At 62.3% G+C, this 20,137-nt stretch carries 17 protein-coding genes; 10 read left to right on the top strand and 7 right to left on the bottom strand.

From position 1 onward, the window contains the following. Positions 1-29 precede the first annotated feature (29 nt). Positions 30-2,576 (bottom strand): cation-translocating P-type ATPase, encoded by a 2,547-nt coding sequence (locus ACYQ6T_RS07820; RefSeq protein WP_459829644.1) that lies wholly within the window; start codon positions 2,574-2,576, stop codon positions 30-32. Between the two features lie 62 nt (positions 2,577-2,638). Here ACYQ6T_RS07820 and galE point away from each other — a divergent pair, with 62 nt between their 5' ends. After that, positions 2,639-3,667, top strand: coding sequence for a UDP-glucose 4-epimerase GalE (gene galE / locus ACYQ6T_RS07815; RefSeq protein ID WP_459829642.1), 1,029 nt, complete (start codon positions 2,639-2,641; stop codon positions 3,665-3,667). Here the strand turns inward: galE and ACYQ6T_RS07810 are convergent. Further along, positions 3,649-4,650 carry an IS481 family transposase gene (locus ACYQ6T_RS07810; RefSeq protein WP_459829649.1) on the bottom strand — a complete coding sequence of 334 codons (1,002 nt, stop codon included), beginning with the start codon at positions 4,648-4,650 and terminating at the stop codon, positions 3,649-3,651. The genes galE and ACYQ6T_RS07810 overlap by 19 nt on opposite strands. Before the next feature lie 183 nt (positions 4,651-4,833). After that, entirely contained in the window at positions 4,834-5,469 is a 636-nt protein-coding gene (locus ACYQ6T_RS07805) for a type II toxin-antitoxin system death-on-curing family toxin (protein WP_459829640.1), read from the bottom strand. Between the two features lie 116 nt (positions 5,470-5,585). Between ACYQ6T_RS07805 and ACYQ6T_RS07800 the strand changes: the two genes are divergently transcribed. Next, a protein-coding gene (locus tag ACYQ6T_RS07800; protein ID WP_459829638.1) for an IS3 family transposase occupies positions 5,586-7,141 on the top strand; the annotation gives its coding sequence in 2 pieces (ribosomal slippage) (positions 5,586-6,018 and positions 6,018-7,141; 1,557 coding nt in all). 144 nt (positions 7,142-7,285) lie between these two features. Here the strand turns inward: ACYQ6T_RS07800 and ACYQ6T_RS07795 are convergent. The 4 genes from ACYQ6T_RS07795 to ACYQ6T_RS07780 all read right to left on the bottom strand — a co-directional run bounded on the left by ACYQ6T_RS07795 (position 7,286) and on the right by ACYQ6T_RS07780 (position 12,494). Beyond that, entirely contained in the window at positions 7,286-9,007 is a 1,722-nt protein-coding gene (locus ACYQ6T_RS07795) for a DUF262 domain-containing protein (protein WP_459829637.1), read from the bottom strand. Positions 9,008-9,100: 93 nt separating this feature from the next. Next, a complete protein-coding gene (locus tag ACYQ6T_RS07790; protein ID WP_459829636.1) occupies positions 9,101-9,544 on the bottom strand; it encodes a PIN domain-containing protein in 444 nt (147 codons plus the stop codon). A gap of 9 nt (positions 9,545-9,553) precedes the next feature. Beyond that, the gene (locus ACYQ6T_RS07785) at positions 9,554-11,311 is read right to left on the bottom strand and encodes a PHA/PHB synthase family protein (protein ID WP_459829647.1); all 1,758 of its coding nucleotides are present in this window, start codon (positions 11,309-11,311) and stop codon (positions 9,554-9,556) included. A gap of 130 nt (positions 11,312-11,441) precedes the next feature. Next, positions 11,442-12,494 (bottom strand): MBL fold metallo-hydrolase, encoded by a 1,053-nt coding sequence (locus ACYQ6T_RS07780; RefSeq protein ID WP_459829633.1) that lies wholly within the window; start codon positions 12,492-12,494, stop codon positions 11,442-11,444. Positions 12,495-12,602: 108 nt separating this feature from the next. On the opposite strand from ACYQ6T_RS07780, the gene ACYQ6T_RS07775 reads away from it, so the two are divergent. The 8 genes from ACYQ6T_RS07775 (at position 12,603) to ACYQ6T_RS07740 (ending at position 20,122) form a co-directional block, all read left to right on the top strand. Further along, positions 12,603-13,010, top strand: coding sequence for a MerR family transcriptional regulator (locus ACYQ6T_RS07775; protein ID WP_459829630.1), 408 nt, complete (start codon positions 12,603-12,605; stop codon positions 13,008-13,010). 96 nt (positions 13,011-13,106) lie between these two features. Continuing rightward, positions 13,107-13,382, top strand: coding sequence for a type II toxin-antitoxin system TacA family antitoxin (locus ACYQ6T_RS07770; protein WP_459829627.1), 276 nt, complete (start codon positions 13,107-13,109; stop codon positions 13,380-13,382). After that, positions 13,382-13,879, top strand: a complete 498-nt coding sequence (locus ACYQ6T_RS07765; protein ID WP_459829624.1) for a GNAT family N-acetyltransferase — start codon at positions 13,382-13,384, stop codon at positions 13,877-13,879. The genes ACYQ6T_RS07770 and ACYQ6T_RS07765 overlap by 1 nt, the downstream gene beginning before the upstream one ends. A 126-nt stretch (positions 13,880-14,005) precedes the next feature. Next, positions 14,006-15,178 carry an isovaleryl-CoA dehydrogenase gene (locus tag ACYQ6T_RS07760; protein ID WP_459829623.1) on the top strand — a complete coding sequence of 391 codons (1,173 nt, stop codon included), beginning with the start codon at positions 14,006-14,008 and terminating at the stop codon, positions 15,176-15,178. A 47-nt stretch (positions 15,179-15,225) separates the two neighbouring features. Continuing rightward, positions 15,226-16,416: an acetyl-CoA C-acetyltransferase gene (locus ACYQ6T_RS07755; RefSeq protein WP_459829621.1), complete on the top strand. Its 1,191-nt coding sequence runs from the start codon at positions 15,226-15,228 to the stop codon at positions 16,414-16,416. Beyond that, entirely contained in the window at positions 16,413-17,366 is a 954-nt protein-coding gene (locus ACYQ6T_RS07750; RefSeq protein ID WP_459829620.1) for a DMT family transporter, read from the top strand. Before ACYQ6T_RS07755 ends, ACYQ6T_RS07750 begins: the two co-directional genes overlap by 4 nt. Next, the gene (locus tag ACYQ6T_RS07745) at positions 17,353-18,498 is read left to right on the top strand and encodes an acyl-CoA dehydrogenase family protein (protein WP_459829618.1); all 1,146 of its coding nucleotides are present in this window, start codon (positions 17,353-17,355) and stop codon (positions 18,496-18,498) included. Before ACYQ6T_RS07750 ends, ACYQ6T_RS07745 begins: the two co-directional genes overlap by 14 nt. A 16-nt stretch (positions 18,499-18,514) precedes the next feature. After that, positions 18,515-20,122, top strand: a complete 1,608-nt coding sequence (locus tag ACYQ6T_RS07740) for a carboxyl transferase domain-containing protein (RefSeq protein WP_459829615.1) — start codon at positions 18,515-18,517, stop codon at positions 20,120-20,122. The last annotated feature ends 15 nt before the right edge of the window (positions 20,123-20,137 follow it).

The following is a 20,137-nucleotide window of genomic DNA, read 5'->3' as shown; positions in this document are numbered from 1 at the left end:
AGTAAAAGTCATGGTGTTGGTGGGTGTCGTCATGAATTGCTCCTAGAAGGAAGAAATTTTTGCTGGAGGGTACGGACCGTCCACAACCAGAGTGCTGCCAGAGGGATCAGCAAACCGATGGCACCGAGTTCAGCCCCCGCTGGGATCGCCAGCCCCATGATCTGGCGCAGAACGGAGACGCCAAAGACCGCACCCAGAAGCAGGGCGACTGCTCCGACCATCGGCCAGATCCACGGGTTTTTGTTGGCCGGGTGACCAAGTGCCAGTGATGCAGCGAAGATCCGTTGGCGATTGGCAGCAATCAGCAGCAGTACGCTCAAGACCACGGCAATGAACACGGTGCTGCGCGCGTGCGCTTCGTCCACGCCCCACGCCGTCATCGCGCGATGGCCGAGCAGCAGGATCGCAGCCAACCCGCCACCCTGCACCACGCCGATCCAAATATTACCTGCAGAGAAGGGCGAAGCATCACGAGGGCGCGGCGGCCGGTTCATCACGTCAGGCTCTTCGGGCTCCGCTTCGAACACCACAGAGCATGCTGGGTCGATCATCAGCTCCAACAGCACGATATGTACGGGGAGCAGCAAGACCGGCCAATGCAAGAGTGCCGGGATCAACGTCAGCGCGATGATCGGCATGTGGACGGCAAAGACGAAACGGGTGGCTTTGGTGATGTTGTCGTAAATCCGCCGTCCGCCACGGATGGCCGTGACGATACTGGCAAAACTGTCGTCGAGCAGCACCAACGCAGTTGCCTCGCGCGCGACGTCGGTGCCGCGCGCCCCCATGGCGATGCCGACGTCCGCGGCCTTGAGTGCTGGCGCGTCGTTGACCCCATCACCGGTCATCGCCACTACCTCGCCATCGGCCTGCAGGGCGCGGACCAGCCGCAATTTTTGCTCGGGCGAAAGACGAGCGCAAATATCGACGTTGCGCAGACGGACCCGCAGCGCGTCGTCGTCGAGCGCAGCGATCTCGGGACCGGTGATCACCTCGGGGCGCTCGGAGAGTCCGACCTGGCTGGCGATGGCGCGCGCGGTGGCGGGATGGTCACCGGTCATCATCACGATGCGCACGCCGGCAGCGCGGCACTCGGCAATCGCCGCCGGCACCTCAGGGCGAGGGGGGTCGATGAGACCGATCAAGCCGAGAAAGCGGAAGTCGAAATCGTGCTGGCTCGTCGGCCAGGGGGCGTCGGCGTTCGAGGATTGCCAGGTGCCGCGTGCAACGCCCAGAACTCTCAGGCCGCGCGCAGCCATCTCCTCGACTTGGCGCAAAAGGGCTGCGCGCCCTGCTTCCGGAAGGTGGCAGAGGTCTGCCACGGCTTCGGGGGCACCCTTGGTCGCGAGCGCAAAAAGCTCTGGTCGATCGGTTGCATAGACCCGCGTCATCGCTAGGATATCGCGCGCGAGGTCGTATTGCCGCGTCGGGTTGCGGTCGTCATGCACATGTTCGGTGCCCTGTAACCGGGCATGACCGAAGGCCTGGATTGCCTTCTCCATGGGGTCGAAGGGGTCATGGGGCGTCGCGAGCATCGCAAACTCGACCAGCGTGTGAAACTGCTCCGGCAAGCCATCGCTGCTTGCGTCGAACCGTTCCCCGTCAACGACCAGTTCTGCCACTTGCATGCGGTTTTGCGTGAGGGTGCCGGTTTTGTCGACGGCCAACACGGTGATCGCGCCCAGCGCCTCGACCGCGGGGATGCGGCGGGTCAGCACTTGGACCTGCGAGAGCCGCCAGGCGCCCAAAGCGAGGAATACCGTGAGGATCACCGGAATTTCTTCAGGGAGAATGGCCATCGCCAGAGCGATTCCTGAGAGCAGGCTCTCCAGCACGGGCTCCCCGTCCCATAGCCACTTCAGCAACACCAGCGCCAAAGCAAGAACCAGCGCGATCAGGGTGAGGGTGCGAACCAACGCCGCCGACGCACGCTGCAGTCCCGATTCGGCCTCTTCGGTGTGGGTTAGTGCTGCCCCGATGCGCCCTACTGCGGTGCGGGCTCCTGTGGCCGTCACCACGGCAAGGCCAACGCCCTTAGTGACCACCGTGCTGGCAAAGAGGGTTGCGCTGCCGGAGTCGCCAGGCATTGCGCTGGGGCTCTCTTCCAGCGGTTGAGCCATTTTGCTCACCGGCACCGCTTCACCGGTGAGGAGCGATTCGTCGACGTCGATCTGACCGCTGATCAGCTGGGCGTCGGCAGCAATGCGGTCACCTTCGTGGAGCACCAACAGGTCGCCGACGACTACATCGCGGCCAGGAATGCGCTGCTCTTGCCCGTCACGGATGACCAGGGCGCGCGGAGCCGAGAGATCGCGTAAAGATTCCAGCGCCCGTTGGGTTTTGCGCTCTTGCGCGAGCGTGATGCCGATGACGACAAACACGAAGCCGAGCAGAAAGAGCGCTTCGCCTGTGTCGCCGAGCAGCAGATAGATGCTCCCCGCGCCGATCAGCATCAGAAACATCGGTTCGCGCACGACCTCCAACGCGATCGACGCCATCGATCGAGGCGCTGCACCAGGCAGCAGGTTTGGGCCGTCGCGGGCAAGGCGACGCTGGGCTTCGGCGCTTGTGAGCATCTTGTCATTCTACCCGCCCTCATGGTTCAATCAAGGGATAGACTTTTTAGAGATCAAACGCGATGCGCATCTTGGTCACAGGGGGGGCTGGATACATCGGCTCGCACACCGTCGTGGTGCTCCTTGAAGCGGGGTTCGAGGTGGTGGTCTTCGATAACTTCAGCAACAGCCACCCCGAGGCGTTGCGCCGCGTCGAGCAGATCACCGGGCGAAGGGTCACGGTGATCGAAGGGGACGTGCGCGACCGCGCCGCGCTCGACGCCGCGTTTGCCCGCTACCCGAGCGACGCGGTGATCCATTTTGCCGGCAAAAAAGCGGTCGGCGAGTCGGTGGCGAAGCCGTTGCTCTATTACGACCACAACGTCGTCGGGTCGTTGCGCCTCCTGGAGGCGATGGCTGCTGCGGGGGTGAAGTGCCTGGTCTTCAGTTCGTCGGCGACGGTCTATGGCGAGCCGCAGCAGCTGCCGCTCACCGAAACGCATCCCCTTTCGGCGACTAACCCCTACGGTCGGACGAAACTGATCATCGAAGAGATGTTGCGCGACACCTTCCGTGCCGACCCGACGTGGCGGATCGCGATTTTGCGCTATTTCAACCCGGTGGGCGCCCACCCGTCGGGTTTGATCGGCGAAGATCCGAACGACATTCCCAACAACTTGATGCCGTTTATCACCCAGGTCGCGGTGGGGAAACTGCCGAAGTTACGCATCTTTGGCAACGATTACCCCACACCGGATGGAACCGGTGTGCGCGACTACCTCCACGTGATGGACCTTGCGGAAGGGCACCTGGCGGCGCTTCGAGCGTTGCTTGCCCCCGATGCGCCGCCCCGCTGCGAGGCGTTCAACCTGGGGACGGGGCGTGGCGTCTCGGTGCTCGAAATGGTCCGGGCGTTCGAAGCGGCGAGCGGTCGGCGCATTCCCTACGAGATCGCCCCGCGGCGACCGGGGGACGTCGCCGCCTGCTGGGCCGATCCGAGCAAAGCGCACACTGAACTCGGGTGGCGCGCGTCACGGACGCTTGCAGAGATGTGCCGCGACGCCTGGCGGTGGCAAGCGCAGAATCCCAATGGCTACCGGTTAGGAACGTAGTGTTGTCGCGACCAGTGAGATTGATATACACGCTTTTTGAATAACTCCGGTCGCTCCCTCTGCCATCGCTTCAGTGCCTCGATGGGAGCGACATGTCCCAAGGATCGCTGCGGAATCTGATGGTTGTAGAGGTGTGCATAGCGCATGAGCGCCTCCTCCAATTCCTTGCTACTTCGGAAGCGAGTGGTCTTCAATAGTTCAGCAATGCGGCCGTTGAACCGCTCTACCATCCCGTTGGTCTGCGGATGTCGCGGCGGGGTGAGGCGATGTTCAATACCGTGCTGCTGGCACGTCTGGTCAAAGAGATGCCTTCCCGTTGCTTGACGCTCCCCTGTGGCGCAGAAGCGGTCGGTGAATTCTTTGCCGTTGTCCGTGAGCACCTTGGTGATCTTGAAAGGGGCTTTCTTGACCAGACGCTCAAGGAAGGCTGCGGCATTCTTCGCCTCTTTTGTCCGATGGACCTCGAAATAGACCCAGCGACTCGCCCGGTCGATGGCGACAAAGAGGTAGCGGCCGTGGGGCTCATCGGGCATCTTCGGCAGGTGCTTGATGTCGACATGGACAAAACCGGGCTCGTAGTCCCGAAACGACTTTGTGCTTTTCTCAGACCTCTCACCTTCCTTTTCGGCGATCAAGGCCTTCAGGTTGGAGACGTTATGCCGCCGCAGCATGCGGTCGAGCGCCGAACGGGAGATCTCCTTGTTGATGAATTCCCGCACCACGGCAAGAAGGTCGTCCAGGGGCAGAAGAAGCGTTCTTCTCAAGCAAACCACAATCGCTTCCTGTTCCGGGGTGAGCGTCGCACGGATGCGGTGAGGGGTATGAGGACGATCCTCGACCGAGTTTCGCCTGCGCCATTTGCGGATGGTGCAGCGGCTTACGCCGTACTTGAGCGCCAGTTCTTTCGTGGTCAGGCGACTCTCCTGGATCTCTCGTCGAATCGCTGGTGTCGTGCGGGCATTCTTGTGCAACCGGATGATCATCTCCCTTTCTCCTCGTTCGGCTGCGCTTGGGAAGCTAAAGCTGCTTTGGCCTCGGCCCGGAGGGAGTCTAACGCCTTCCTGGCCCAGAAAAGAGGATAGCATCTTTTTGGAAGACAATCATATGGGATGCGACAGGTACATTCTCACGGGGCGCGACGATCAAAGGCAGAGCACGGATTCAGGTCAAATTTTTGCAAGGCGCTTCAATGTAGCTATGAAGCGGTGGATTTGCTCCCGCTCAGCGGATACACCTTGTTGAAACTCAGACAGCGGAATTCCGGACTTTGCTTCGTTTAGGTTCAGACGATTTAGATAGGTTACGACGACGGGTCCAGATAATTCCTTTGTACTATGGCTGATACGGATGCTTTTATCTTTGTGTGAGATAACAAAGGCGCCACCATCGGTGTCTTTGATTTTGGCACCGGCCAGCTCACACTTCTTCTTGAACTCGGAGATCTTCATGGCACCAAGCTTTATTTGGCTCGTTTGAGTGTTGGATTTGATCCATTTGGCGATTTCTTCTACTACTTGATCGGTAGATAGGCTGTGATTCGGTGTCGGAAATTCATCAGATGTCACAGCGATAACAAAGTCATACAAAGTGTTATCATTAACGCTCATTGAAAGGATTCGGTCATTGCGATGCAAGAGCATAAGCAACGTTACAACAGCAGTTCGTTTGTTTCCGTTGTGGAAAGGGTGATTCTTCGTGAGTGAATGGAATAGTGCCGCGGCCTTCTGTTCAATAGAAGGGTACTTCTCAGTCTTGCCGATGGCGGTCAATGGTCTATAACAGGCCGACTCGAGAAGGTTCAATGACCTGATGCCTGGGGGAGAGATAGGGTCGTCATCGCTCTCGAATAGCCCTCTGTGTCAGAATAGTTGTCGTCTCGATAGATCCTGAAACCAGAGGGCGACAAAGGAAGAACGAAGTGGCCAGATACGGACAGTCCTTCAAGGACAGGGCGGTTGCACGGCTGTTGCCGCCAGAAAGTGTCGCGGTGCAGACGCTGGCGCGAGAGCTGAGCATTTCAGCTGCGACGCTAGCGCGCTGGCGAGCCGAGGCGCTCTCCCAGCCCGTTGGCGAGCGGGGCTGGAGTGCGGGGGCCCGATTCGAAGCGGTGCTCTCGACCGCCGCGATGGACGAGGCGAGCAAAGGGGCCTGGTGCCGCGAGCATGGCGTGTATCCCCAGACGCTCGAGCAATGGCGCACCGCCGCCCTGCAGGCGCTCGATGAGCCCGAGGAAGTCGCACGGCAGGCTCTGCGGGAGAAGAAGGCCGAGCGGGGTCGCATCAAGGAACTCGAGCGCGACCTGCGCCGCAAGGAAAAGGCGCTGGCCGAAGCGGCAGCGTTGCTGGTGCTATCAAAAAAGCTCGAAGCGATCTTCCCCAAGGACGAGGACGCATGATCGGCCTGGAAGATCGCCAAACACTGGTCCGACACATCGATGAGGCACACGCAGCCGGCGCGCGCCTACGCCCGGCCTGCGAGGTCGCAGGCATGACGCTGCGCACCCTGCAGCGCTGGAAAGCGCAGGAAGGACTGCGCCAGGGGGACCGCAGGCCCCTGGCAAAGCGTGCGCAGCCGGCGCATGCGCTCAGCGACGAAGAACGGGCGAGGATCCAGGCGTTGGCCAACGAGCCCCGTTTAGCCGACCAACCCCCGGCGCGCATCGTCCCCACGCTGGCCGACGAGGGCGTCTATCTTGCCAGCGAATCGAGCTTTCAGCGCGTGCTGCGTGCCCACGGACAAACCCGTCACCGTGGGCGCAGCCGTGCGCCGCAGCGCACGCGAGCGCCGACGACGCACGTAGCCAGCGCCCCCGGACAAGTGTGGTGCTGGGACATGACCTACCTGCCCACCCACGTGAAGGGGCAGTGGTTCTACCTGTATCTGATCATGGATCTGTACAGCCGCAAGATCGTCGGCTGGGAGATTCATGCCACCGATGAGGCAGAACACGCGGTGAGCCTGCTCAAGCGCACCGCGTTGGCCGAAGGCCTCCACGCCCTGCCGGAAAAACCCGTGCTGCACGGCGACAACGGCAGCACGCTCAAGGCCACCACGGTGTTGGCGATGCTGCACTGGCTGGGGATCAAGCCCTCATACTCTCGCCCCAGGGTGTCCGACGACAACGCCTTCGTCGAATCGCTCTTCAAAACGGCGAAGTACCGCCCCGAATTCCCGGCGCGCGGCTTCGCCAGCCTGGACGAAGCCCGCCAGTGGGGACAGCACTTCGTGCACTGGTACAACGTCGAGCACCGCCACAGCGGCCTGCGCTACGTCACCCCCGCCCAACGGCATGCCGGGGAAGACCATGCGATCCTGGCGGCACGGCACCAGACCTATCTTCAAGCCCGCGAACGTCACCCGGCGCGCTGGTCCGGGCAGACACGGGACTGGACACCGATCGGGGCCGTCACGCTCAACCCGGAACGGGACAGCGTCGTTCGGGACTCTACCCAAGCTGAAATAGAAGGCAGGTGATTGCATGAATCAGGCGACAACTATCTTGACTTGTTCCGATAGCCTCACAAGATGATCGTGGATTTCGATTACGTCTTCAACATCTGGAAGCCACTGCATGACGATCTCCGGTTGCGTAATTGTAACATCCCATATGATTCGGTCTCAAATGCTGCTCAATTGCGCCACGCGCCAAACTGAGGTAGCCAATTTTGCTAGCTTCTCCTGCCATCTTTGAATGCGCTCCGGTGTCCATTCTTCGTTTTCACGAGCCAGTTCACTGGTCAGGTGCAGGCCGCTGCTCAGTAATACAGGCCGCTTTTCAGCATAGGGTTTGTTGGCCAAGTCTTTGTTCTTACCCGATTCGAGCATAACCATGTTGCCCAAGCGGTAGACGAAGGTTTCCAGGTCTCGATCTGAAAACGCTTCCCAACCGTCTCCGGGTGACTGGGGAAGGACGTGCTCAATGGTGTAAGCAGCCGATTCGTGGTCAAAGTCTATACCGCCGCTCTGTTTTTCGAGTTTGCGCAAAATATAGCGGACAATCTTAGCGTTGCGACTCTGCGTGGTCTTGATGTTTTTTTCCGCAAAGGCCGCACGGAAGGTTTGATCGCTGGGGTAGATGTCGCGCAGCACTTCCAGCACATCTTGGAGGGTACGTGCTTGGTCCCGGTGGAGCTTGAGGGCAGCGGTGTGGTAGACACGTTCCTGATCGCCGGTATGTTGACCTCCGATCACATTATAACGAAAGGTAATGACCACAGTGGCGCGCAACAATTTCTCGAAATCGTCATTGTCGAGTTTTCGTCGAGCAGCCATGAGCATAGGAAAGGGTTGTCGCACGGAGAACATGCGCAACTCGGCGACGCTTTGCTTGCACTCATTCGACCAATGTGAACCTTCAGGCTGCGTTAAGGCGAGATAGGTGTCGATGTCTTCATCCATTTCCCGAAGCAGCTGAAAAACCGCCTCACGGCTATGAATATGGGCGCGAATGGTTTTAAAAAGGTCCGATTGGCGGGTGAACTTGTTGCGGCTGTTCCAGTGCATGCGCAAAAAATCGGGGAAGCTCTCTTGGCCCAGACGGCCCACCATGCTCTCCCAGCGTCGTTCCAGTTCGTCGAGTTCATAGGCTGATTCGTTGTCGCGGGCAAGCACTGAAAAAAGGTAGTTCTTGAGGAGATCAGTAGCGGAGAGGCGCACACCGCGGGCGTTGAGAGTTTCGAACACCTTGTAGGCGTTGAGCTCGTCGGCCACGGTAATCACGGTGAAAAAGAGCTTGTCGCTCATGGTGTCGATGACGCGCGCCAGCGCCATCCCTTGATCGGTTTCACTTTTCACGTGCTCGCGCAGGCGCTTCTCGAACCACTCGAAACCCTTGCGCATGGCATGGGTAGAGGCAGGAAAGCCGCGGCTTGGCAGATGGTTGCTCAGGGTTACCAGATAGTCCCGGTAATAGGGGTCGTTGTTGCGATTGAGGACCAGCTTGTTGCGCGTGGTCAGTGTCACCGGATCGAGGTAACCGATGTAGGTGGCGCGCAGTTGTTCGAGGCGTTTGGTATTGGCTTCCCGGTTTTGACCCTCATCGGCGAGCTTTTTGAGCAGGCGCATCGCGGCGAGTACGATGAGGCTCAAGGTGGTGAGGCGTTGTTGGCCATCGATGACATCGAAGCGACGATTGTCGGTAGTTTGCAGGACTAGATAACCCATGTAATGGGCGGGTTCCCCGTCTTCCGGCAGGGTGCCCAGGAGGTCGACCCACAGGTCTTCCCAGTGCTCTTCATCCCAAGAGTAATCGCGTTGAAAACGCGGGATCACGTAGGTTTGGCCGTTGCCGAGCAACTCTCGGTAGGTACGGTTGGCGGTGCTGAAGTTGGTAGCAGCCATTTCTCCTTTTCTCCAAAGAAGCAGTGCGCTTTTCTTTTTTGCGATGCGAAAGATTGTATCGCGACGGAGAAAACGGCGAAATCAAGAGAGCGGTCAGCCGTAACCCCGATACGCAGCAACCCACGCTTCTGGGCGCACAATGGCGAGCACCGGGCGAAGGGCGCGGTGGCGTGCCAGCGCAAGCAGCGCTCGATCTCGGGTGATGAGCCAGGTGGCCCGGTGAAACCAGGCGCATTCGAGAAACTTCTGGTCCTCAGGGTCGCGGCAGAGGGGCAGTGCGGCCGATGCACAGGTTGCAGCATCGGGGTGGGGAAGGCGCGTGGTGGCGGTGAGAAAGCGTTGATGCGCCGCTGCCCCTCGCGGCGTTGCGACTACCCCTTGAAGACGAACAAGGACCGTCCGCCACTCCCCTTCGAGCGGTGGGCTCACGATCGGTTCCACCGCCCCCGCATCGATTGCAGCGGCGAGCGGGGCAAGCGTCGGGTCCTCGAACCACCAGAGGGCAAGCGCCGTATTGGTGTCGAGGACCGCACGCATTGCGGCGTATCAGATCCGCACTTTGACGTAGCTTCCTGGGGCTTCTTCAATCACCGGGAGTTTGCCGTTCGCTGGGTCGCGTGCGGGAACTTTCTCCTCGCCGTTGAGTTGCAAGAGCCACCCGTTCCAGTTGGGCCACCACGAGCCGGGGTGGTGGGTGGCGCCCTGCAACCACACCTCCGGGTCTTCCGGCAGCGGTTTCACGGGGTTCGTCCAGTAGCCGTATTTATTGGCCGCCGGCGGGTTGACAATTCCCGCGATGTGCCCAGAGCCGCCCAGCACGAAGGTGACGTCGGCGCCGGTGAAGTGGCGCGCCCCGCGGTAGGTGGTCTTCCACGGCGCGATGTGGTCCTCGACCGTCGAGATGAAGTAGCAGGGGTTTTTGATCTTCCCGAGGTCGATCCCGACGCCGTCGATCTCGATGCCGTTCGGCTGCACGAGCCGGTTCTCGAGGTACATCTTCCGGAGATAGAACGAGTGCATCGCCGCGGGCATCCGGGTGGAGTCGGAGTTCCAGTAGAGGAGGTCGAAGGGGAACGGTTCGCGCCCGAGGAGGTAGTTGTTCACGACGAACGACCAGATGAGGTCGTTGGCACGCATCATGTTGAAGGTCGTGGCCATCTCGCTCCCTTCGAGGTAGCCCCGTTGCGCCATCTTCCGTTCGAGTTCAGCGACCGTCTCCGGGGTGGTGAAGACGCCCAGCTCCCCGGGCTCAGAGAAGTCGGTCAGGGTGGTGAAGAAGGTGGTGGAGGCAAACCGCTTCTGCTTTTTGCCCGCCAGATAAGCGGCGGTGGTGGCAAGCAGCGTCCCGCCCAAGCAGTAGCCGGCAGCGTTCACTACCCGTTCGCCGGTCTGCTGTTCGATCGCGTCGAGTGCCGCGACCACCCCTTCGGTGACGTAATCGGCAAAGGTCTTTTGCGCCAACCGCTCGTCGGGGTTCACCCACGAGAGGATGAAGACGGTGTGCCCCTGATCGACGAGCCACTTCACCAGCGAATTCTTTTCGCGCAGGTCGAGGATGTAGTACTTGTTGATCCACGGCGGTACGATCAGCAGCGGCCGTTTGTAGACCTCTTTCGTCGTCGGGGTGTATTGGATGAGTTGCGCGAGTTCGGTCTGGAAAACCACCTTGCCGGGGGTGGTGGCGATGTTTTTGCCGAGTTCGAAAGCTTCGGTGTCGGTCATGCGGATCCGCAGCTGACCGCCCCCCTCCTCGAGGTCGCGCAGCAGGTTCTTCAGCCCGTTGATCAGATTCTGCCCGTGGGTGCGGAGCGTCTCTTGGAAGACTTCCGGGTTGGTGAGCGCGAAATTGGTGGGCGAGAGCGCTTCGATGAAGTTGCGGGTGAAGAAGTTGATTTTCTTTTGCGTCGTCTCGTCGATCCCTTCGAGACAGCAGACGGTTTCGTGGATGCGGCGCGCGGCGATCAGATAGGACTGCTTGATGAAGTCGAAGAGGAAGTGCTCTTCCCACTCTTTGGCTTTGAACCGTTTGTCGCTCTTGTCGGGCTGGGCAACGGGCGGGGTGTTGATGCCCATCATCTTGAGCATCGAATGCTGCCAGAGGTTGAAGTAGTCCCACATCAGGTTCATCTGCGCCTGCGCGAGTTTGTAGGGGTTGGCAAGGAGCCGCGCCATCATCTGCATGTAGGTCTGGGCGATCCCAAGCTCGTCCGCAGGGGGGGTGATCCCCTTTTTGAGCTGGTTCTTAGTGTATTCCGCAAGCACTTTCGCGGCGCGTGTCGCCACTTCGGCATAGACTTTGGCCATCTCTTGCGGGTCGGGCAGCTGGGGGGGTGGGTTTTCGGCTGCCGCGGTTGCTTTTTCCGTTGTTGCAATGGTCTTTTCCGCTTGCGCGGTCGTGCTTTGTTCACTCATCGGGGTCTCCCTCGTGTTGTGGTCAAATAGTTGATCGAAATCGTATCACACCACTGCTTGCGACTGTGCGCAAGAGTTTTCCCTGCTTCGCGGCGTGGTTGAGGTGGGCAATCGTCTCCCCCAGGGCAAAGACCATCTGATGGGCGTCGAGCGGACGGGGAAAGAGAACCGGCACCAATTCGGCCGCGGTGCGTGGGGCCTCTGCGCACGCCGCGATGAGTTCGGCCAAGCGCGCGTCGTGATGGGCGCGAAGAGCGGCGATGCGCGGTTGGATGCCAACAAAAGGAAGTCCGTGCGACGGTAGCACCAGCGTGTCACTGGGAAGCGCGGCAAAGGCGTCGAGTGACGCGAGAAAATCGGCAAGGGGATCGGCTTCGGGGCTGACGGCCCAGACGCTGACGTTCGTCGAGATCTTCGGCAGGAGCATGTCGCCCGAGATGAGGAGCTGCCGCTCCGCGCAATAGAGGCTCACATGCTCGGGGGAGTGGCCGCAACCGACGATCACCTGCCAGGTGGTATCGCCTAGTGTCAGTCGATCTCCTGCCCGCAGGCGGTGGTAGTGCGGTGGCAGTTCCGGCACGCCAATGGGATAGGCGGCGCCGCGCTTCAGGAGGGGCTGCTGCCCCTCTTCGCTCAAACCGTGTCGGGCAAAGAGCGCCACCATATCGCGGTAACCGTGGCCAGGCGCCTGCAACCAGGCTGCGTAGCCGGTGAGGAGCTCCCCCTGACTCATGAAGAGCGGCAGGTGGTATTCGGCCATCAGCCACGCAGCGAGACCCAGGTGGTCGGGGTGAAAGTGGGTAACGATCACGCGGGTTGGGCGAAACTGGGCAAGCAGGATGCGCCACGCCTCGCGCACCGCGGGAAGGGCGTAGCCGGTGTCGATGATCGCCCAGCCGTCGCGTTCGGCGACGAGCCAGAGGTTGATGTGGTCGAGCGCAAACGGGAGCGGCATGCGAAGCCAGTGAACCCCCGGCGCAACCTCCCGAGTGGTCGCAATCGGGGGGGCGTCGCGGTAGGGGAAGGTGAGTCCGTTGGTTGCTCGATTCGCTTGGGGGGTTGGGTTCTCTGACACGGCTGCAATCCTGGTCTGGGTGGGCACCTGTTGGGGCGATTGGCATCACCCGCTTGCTGTGTTATTGTGACGTTGACGTCAACGGAAACGGAAGTCCGGAACGATACCATGGAACAGCGCAACTATACCATTGGCGACCTCGCGCGCGAATTTGCGATTACCCCGCGCACCATCCGCTATTATGAGGAGCACGGGATTCTCAACCCGCGGCGCGAAGGACGACAGCGCGTCTACACTCGGGGTGACCGGACGCGCTTGAAGCTGGCGCTGCGGGGCAAACGGTTGGGGTTGAGTCTGGCGCAGATCAAAGAGCTCCTCGATATGTACGACGGCATGCACAACTCACCGACGCAGATTCGCGAGTTCTTGCGCGTGCTGGCTGAGCGGCGGGCAACGCTCGAACAGCAGCGGCGCGACATCGAGGCGGTGCTCGCCGAGATCGACCAGCTCGAGGCGCAGTGCCACGCGGCGCTTGCTGAAGAGGCAGGGCGAGAGAAGGCGCGGCAGCCGGTGTAAAACCGGTGAGGCGCGGCGGTTGTATGTCAATGGGTTTGACAATGTGCGGACAAATGGCGCACAATACCGCTCAGCGACGATGAGGAGGAGCGTGGCATGACCGTCCTGACCAAAGATACCCGCCTGCACATCCGCTGCGACCAGGAGGTGCGTCGTTTACTGGAGAAAGCTGCGGCTTACGCCCATATGAGCGTTTCTGAATTCGTGCTCAGGCAAGCAATCGAGCACGCGCAATCGCTCGTGCAGGCGCACGAAACGATGACCCTCTCGCAGGAGGATTTCGCCGCGTTCCTGGAAGCGCTGGATAAACCGCCCCAGCCCAACCCAGCACTGCAGCGCGCGTTCGAACGTCACACCAAGCACGTGCGGTAATGGACTACTCCATTCGCGCGCTCGACCGCAATGTCGAGACGGCCGATTTCGCCTGTGGCGTCCAGGCGCTCGATGATTACCTGCGGCGCTACGCGCACCAAGACATCAAGCGCGGGGTGGCGCGGGTTTTTGTGGCGACACCGGCAGAACAACTCCGGGTGGTCGGTTTCTACAGCCTCAGCGCTGCAAGCATTGCCACCGAGACGCTCCCTGAGGAGTGGCGGAAAAGACTCCCGCGCTATCCGTTGCCGGTGGCGCTGATGGGGCGCTTGGCTGTAGACAAACGGGTGCAGGGCATGGGGCTGGGATCGATACTGCTTGCCGACGCGTGCAAGCGTGTGGCGGCTGCCAGTGAAACGCTTGCGGTAGCGGCGATTGTTGTGGATGCCAAATCGCCCCAAGCCGCTGCTTTCTACGCGCACTTTGGTTTCTTCGAGCTACCCGGTCAGCCCGGCCGCTGGATGCTGCCGCGGTCACACTTTGCCGGTTTGGTTTGAGTGGCGCGGCGGTCTTGCGCCGCCCAAGCGTCGTCGTCCCGATAGCCCGTAACTTTCCACTCTAGACAACCGCGTTCCTTTCGGGTAATGTTACGTTGACGTAAACGTCAATCAGAGGAGCAGACGATGGCGATACCTTCGCTCGACATGGGGCTGGATGAGACGCTGGTGGCCCTGCGCGATTCAGTGCGCGCCTTTTGCGATAAAGAGATCGCGCCGCGCGCGCAGGAGATCGACCAGACGAACGCTTTTCCGCACGATTTGTGGAAAAAATTGGGAGACCTCGGGGTTCACGGCATGACGGTTGCCGAGGAGTACGGTGGCGTCAATATGGGTTATCTCGCTCACATCATCGTGATGGAGGAGATCAGCCGGGCGTCAGCGGCGGTTGGGCTTTCGTACGGCGCCCATTCCAACCTCTGCATCAACCAGATCCACCGCAACGGCAGCGCCGCGCAAAAGGCGAAATATCTCCCGAAACTGGTCGCCGGTGAATGGGTGGGGGCACTCGCGATGAGCGAGCCGAACGCCGGTTCCGACGTCGTCTCGATGCAGCTGCGCGCCGAGAAGCGGGGCGACCGCTGGGTGCTCAACGGCAGCAAGATGTGGATCACGAACGGGGGCGACGCCGACGTCCTTGTCGTCTATGCCAAAACCGCCCCGGCGGCTGGCCCACGCGGGATTACCGCCTTCTTGGTCGAAAAGGGGATGAAGGGCTTCTCCGCGGGGAGTAAACTCGACAAACTGGGGATGCGCGGCTCCAACACCTACCCGCTCTTTTTTGACGACTGCGAAGTGCCCGAAGAGAACGTGCTCGGCGAGGTGGGCGGTGGGGTGAAGGTGCTGATGAGTGGGCTCGACTACGAGCGGGCGGTCCTCGCTGGCGGGCCGCTTGGGATCATGGACGCGTGCATGGAGGTGGTGGTCCCCTATCTGCACGAACGCAAGCAGTTCGGCCAGCCGATCGGCGAATTCCAGCTGATGCAGGGGAAACTCGCCGACATGTACGCCACATGGAGCGCCACCCGGGCGTTCGTCTACGCGGTGGGGCGGGCGCTCGACCGCCACGACCACAGCCGCCACCTCCGTAAAGATTGCGCGGCGGCGATTCTCTATGCGGCCGAAAAAGCGACCTGGATGGCGGGCGAGGCGATTCAGTGCCTCGGGGGCAATGGCTACATCAACGAATACCCGACGGGGCGCCTGTGGCGCGACGCGAAGCTCTACGAGATCGGCGCGGGGACGTCAGAGATTCGCCGCTGGCTGATCGGCCGCGAATTGATGGCTGAGACGGCGTAACGGCAAGGCACAGAGCAATCATGAGTGGACAAAGAGGAGCATCAAAGATGAGCAAATCGGCTGAAGATATCGTCATCGTTGCAGCGGCACGCACCCCGTTGGGCGGATTCCAGGGTGATCTCGCAGCGCTCACCGGTCCGGAGCTGGGGGCAGCGGCGATTCGCGCGGCGGTCGAGCGCGCGGGCGTCGCCCCTGAGCGGATCGACGAGGTGTTGATGGGCAACGTCCTTCAGGCGGGCGAGGGGCAGGCGCCGGCGCGGCAGGCGGCGCTCGGCGCTGGATTGCCGAAATCGGTCGGCTGCTCGACGATCCATAAGGTCTGCGGTTCGGGGATGAAGGCGCAGATGCTCGCTTTTGACGGCTTGAAGGCGCGGAGTTACGACGTCGTCGTCGCGGGCGGGATGGAGTCGATGAGTAACGCCCCCTATCTGCTTCCCAAGGTGCGCAGTGGGTTACGGCTCGGCCACGGGCAGGTGATCGACCACATGTTCTACGACGGCTTGGAGGATGCCTACGACAAGGGGCGGCTGATGGGCACCTTTGCCGAAGACACCGCCGCACACTTCGGCTTTACCCGCGAGATGCAGGATGCCTACGCGGTGGAATCGACGCAGCGGGCGGTGCGTGCCATCCAGAGCGGCGCGTTTGCGTGGGAGATTGTGCCGGTGACGGTACGCAGCCGCGGCGGCGAACAGGTGGTGGCGCATGACGAACAGCCGCTCAAGGCGAAGATCGACAAGATTCCTACGCTCAAACCGGCGTTTCGCAAAGACGGGACGGTGACTGCGGCCAACTCGTCGTCGATCTCGGACGGGGCGGCGGCGCTGGTACTGATGCGGCGCGAAACCGCCGAGCAACTGGGGTGCACGCCGCTCGCCCGCATCCTCGCGCACGCAACCCATGCGCAAGAGCCGGCCTGGTTCACGACTGCTCCCGTCGGCGCGATCGCGAAGGTGGTGGCCAAAGCGGGGTGGACGACTGATGCGGTCGACCTCTACGAGATCAACGAGGCGTTCGCAGTAGTGACGATGGCCGCGATGAAGGAGTTGAACCTGCCGCACGAGAAGGTCAATATCCACGGCGGGGCCTGTGCGCTCGGGCACCCGATCGGCGCATCGGGCGCGCGCATCGTCGTGACGCTCATCGGCGCGCTGCGCCGCACCGGTGGCAAGCGCGGTGTTGCTAGCCTCTGCATCGGCGGGGGTGAAGCGACGGCCCTGGCGATCGAGCTCGAGTGAGTCCGTTTCGTCTCTACGGCCAGCTGGTGGCGGCGATGGTGATGTGGGGCGCGACCTGGCCAGCCGGGCGGATCGTCGCCCAGGCGCTCACCGCCCCGGCGGCTGCCGCCGCGATGCGCTTCACCCTGGCGGCGGTAGTCCTCTGGCTGATTGCGCGCGTGCGGGGGGTGCCGCTCACGCCGCGCACACCGCGCGTGCTGCTCGTCCCAACTTCTCCCAGCCGAGCGCCCACCGTTGCGGCACTCTGGCGGCTCGTGGCGATGGGTTTTTTCGGGATCTTTCTCTACAACCTCTTTTTTCTCTACGGCCTGCAGCACGTCACCGCAGGGCGTGGGGCGCTCGTTGTGGCGTTGAACCCGGTGGTTGTCGCCGTCGCCGCGTGGTGGCTTGCCGGCGAACCCCACGGGTGGCGGCAGCATCTGGGGGCGCTGTTGGCGCTCACGGGGTGCCTCACCGTGATCGGGAAAGGGGATCCGTTCGCGCCACTGCGCGGGGAGGTGGGGGTGGGCGACTGGTTGATTTTAGGGTGCGTCGCCACCTGGAGTCTCTACACTTTTCTCTCGAAGGGGGTCACCCGCCTCTTTTCGCCTCTTGCCGCCACCTTCTGGGCGTCGGTGGTCGGTGCGGCGCTCCTCTGGCTCGTCGCAGCGGTCGAGGGAGAGGGGGGCAGTTGGCGCAACTGGCCGCCGCAAGTCTGGGGCGCGGTGCTCTTCATGGGCATCTTCGCCACCGCCCTCGGGTACACCTGGTATTCGGAAGCGGTCCAGCGCCTCGGGGCAGCGCGCGCGGCGCTCTTCATCAATCTGGTGCCCGTTGCCGGGGTGGTCACCGGTTGGTGGCTCCTCGATGAGCCGCTCGCGTGGCCGGTACTCGTCGGCGGCGCGCTCGTCTTGCTCGGCGTCACGATGACGACACAAAGACCGAAGGAGGAACACAATGGTGCTCGATGACGATCATCGAATGGTTCAGGAGGCGATTCGCCATTTTGCCCGCGAACGGATCGTACCCTATGCCGCGGAGTGGGACCGCAACCACACTTTTCCGCGCGAGGTGTTGCGCGAACTCGGCGGGCTCGGTGCGCTTGGGGTGACGGTTCCGAGCGACTGGGGTGGCGCAGGGCTCGATACGTTGGCGCTCGCGCTCGTGATCGAAGAGGTCGCAGCCGGCGACGGCGCCACGTCGACGATCGTCTCGGTGCAGAATTCGCTCGTCAATGCGATCCTTCTCAAATATGGCCGCGACGACCAGAAGGGAGCGTGGCTCCCGCGCTTGGCGCGCGGCGAGGCGTTGGGCTGCTTTTGCCTGACGGAACCGCACGTCGGCTCCGATGCCGGAGCGATCCGCACCCGTGCGGAGCGCACCGCCGACGGGTGGCTCTTGAACGGCGTCAAACAGTTCATCACCACCGGCAAAAATGCCGACGTCGCGATCGTCTTCGCGGTCACCGACCCAGCTGCGGGCAAGCGCGGCATCTCCTGCTTTCTCGTCCCGACGGCGACGCCGGGCTACGTCGTGAGCCGCGTCGAAGAGAAGTTGGGGCAGAATGCGAGCGACACGGCGCAGATCACCTTCGACAACTGCAGGATCCCCGACGACGCGCTCATTGGGCGCGAGGGGGAGGGGTACAAGATTGCCCTTGCCAACCTCGAGGGGGGGCGGATCGGCATCGCTGCCCAGAGTGTCGGCATGGCGCGCGCGGCGCTGGAAGTGGCGCTGAAATACGCCCAAGAGCGCGAAGCGTTTGGTCAGCCGATCGTCGCCCATCAGGCTATTGCCTTCAAGCTTGCCGAGATGGCGACCCAGATCGAGGCAGCGCGCCAGCTCGTCTGGCACGCGGCCGTGAAGCGCGACGCGGGCGAACCGTGCCTCAAGGAGGCGTCGATGGCTAAACTCTTTGCTTCCGAGATGGCCGAACGGGTCGCCTCCGCTGCGATCCAGGTGCTTGGCGGGTACGGCTACGTCCGCGACTTTCCGGTCGAGCGGATCTACCGCGACGTGCGCGTGAGCCAAATCTACGAGGGGACGAGCGAAATTCAGAAACTGGTGATCGCTCGCGATCTCGTCGCTCGCGGCGTCGCGTGAAGGGGGAGCGCGAACGATGAAACGGCTCGAAACCCGTGTCAATTGCCGGTCGGAGGAGTTTCAGCGCAACAGCGCAGCGATGCGCGCGCTCGTTGCCGACCTCGAGGCGCAGGTGGCGCGCATCCGCGAAGGGGGGGGAGAGGAGGCGCGCGCCAAACACGTCGCGCGGGGCAAGCTCCTGCCGCGTGAGCGGATCGACCACCTCCTCGACCCCGGCTCGCCGTTCCTCGAGATCGGCCAGCTCGCCGCGTTCGGCTGCTACGACGACGCCGCCCCTTCGGCGGGAATCATCGCGGGCGTCGGGCGCGTCGCCGGCGTCGAGTGCATGATTGTCGCGAACGACGCGACGGTCAAAGGGGGGACCTACTATCCGCTTACGGTGAAGAAACATCTGCGCGCGCAGGAGATCGCCGAGCAGAACCGCCTACCCTGTATCTATCTTGTTGACTCGGGCGGGGCCTACCTGCCGCTCCAGGACGAGGTCTTCCCCGACCGCGACCACTTTGGCCGCATCTTCTACAACCAGGCGCGGATGAGCGCACAGGGAATCCCGCAGATTGCGGTGGTGATGGGCTCGTGCACCGCGGGCGGGGCCTATGTGCCGGCGATGAGCGACGAGACGGTGATCGTCAAGAACCAGGGGACGATCTTCCTCGGCGGGCCGCCGCTCGTCAAAGCCGCTACGGGTGAGGTGGTCACTGCCGAAGAGCTCGGCGGGGGCGACGTCCATACCCGCATCTCGGGGGTCGCCGACCATCTCGCGGAGAACGACAGCCACGCGCTGACGATCGCACGGCGGATTGTCTCCCATCTCAATTGGCGCAAACCGGTGGAGCTGGCGCTCGGGAGCGCCGAACCCCCCGCGTACGACCCCGAGGAGCTCTACGGGATTGTCCCCAACGACACGCGCAAACCCTACGACGTGCGCGAGGTGATCGCGCGGCTCGTCGACGGCTCCCGCTTTGACGAATTCAAAGCGCGCTACGGCCCGACGCTCGTCACCGGCTTTGCCGAACTCTACGGCTATCCGGTGGGGATCGTTGCGAACAACGGCATCCTCTTCTCCGAGTCGGCCCAGAAAGGGGCGCACTTCATCGAACTCTGTGCGCAGCGGGGGATCCCGCTCCTTTTTCTCCAGAATATCACCGGCTTCATGGTCGGCAAGAAGTACGAACAGGGGGGAATCGCCAAAGATGGCGCGAAGATGGTGACGGCGGTCGCGTGCGCCGAAGTGCCGAAGATTACGGCGATCATCGGCGGCTCGTTTGGTGCGGGCAACTACGGGATGTGCGGTCGCGCCTACTCCCCCCGCTTCCTCTGGACCTGGCCCAACAGCCGGATCTCGGTGATGGGGGGCGAACAGGCGGCGAGTGTCCTCGCGCAGGTGCGCCGCGACGCGCTCGAAGCGAAGGGGGTCGCGTGGTCCGCCGAAGAGGAGGAGGCCTTCAAAGCGCCGATTCGCGCGCAGTACGAGCGGCAGGGGCACCCCTACTACGCCAGCGCCCGGCTCTGGGACGACGGGGTGATCGACCCGGCCGCGACGCGACGGGTGCTGGGGCTCTCGCTCTCAGCGGCGTTGAACGCCCCGATCACGCCGACCCGCTTTGGCGTCTTCCGGATGTGACCTGAAGGAGGAGTG

The organism is Hydrogenophilus islandicus, from assembly GCF_054657095.1.
This window is presented reverse-complemented; position numbering and strand designations above follow the sequence as displayed.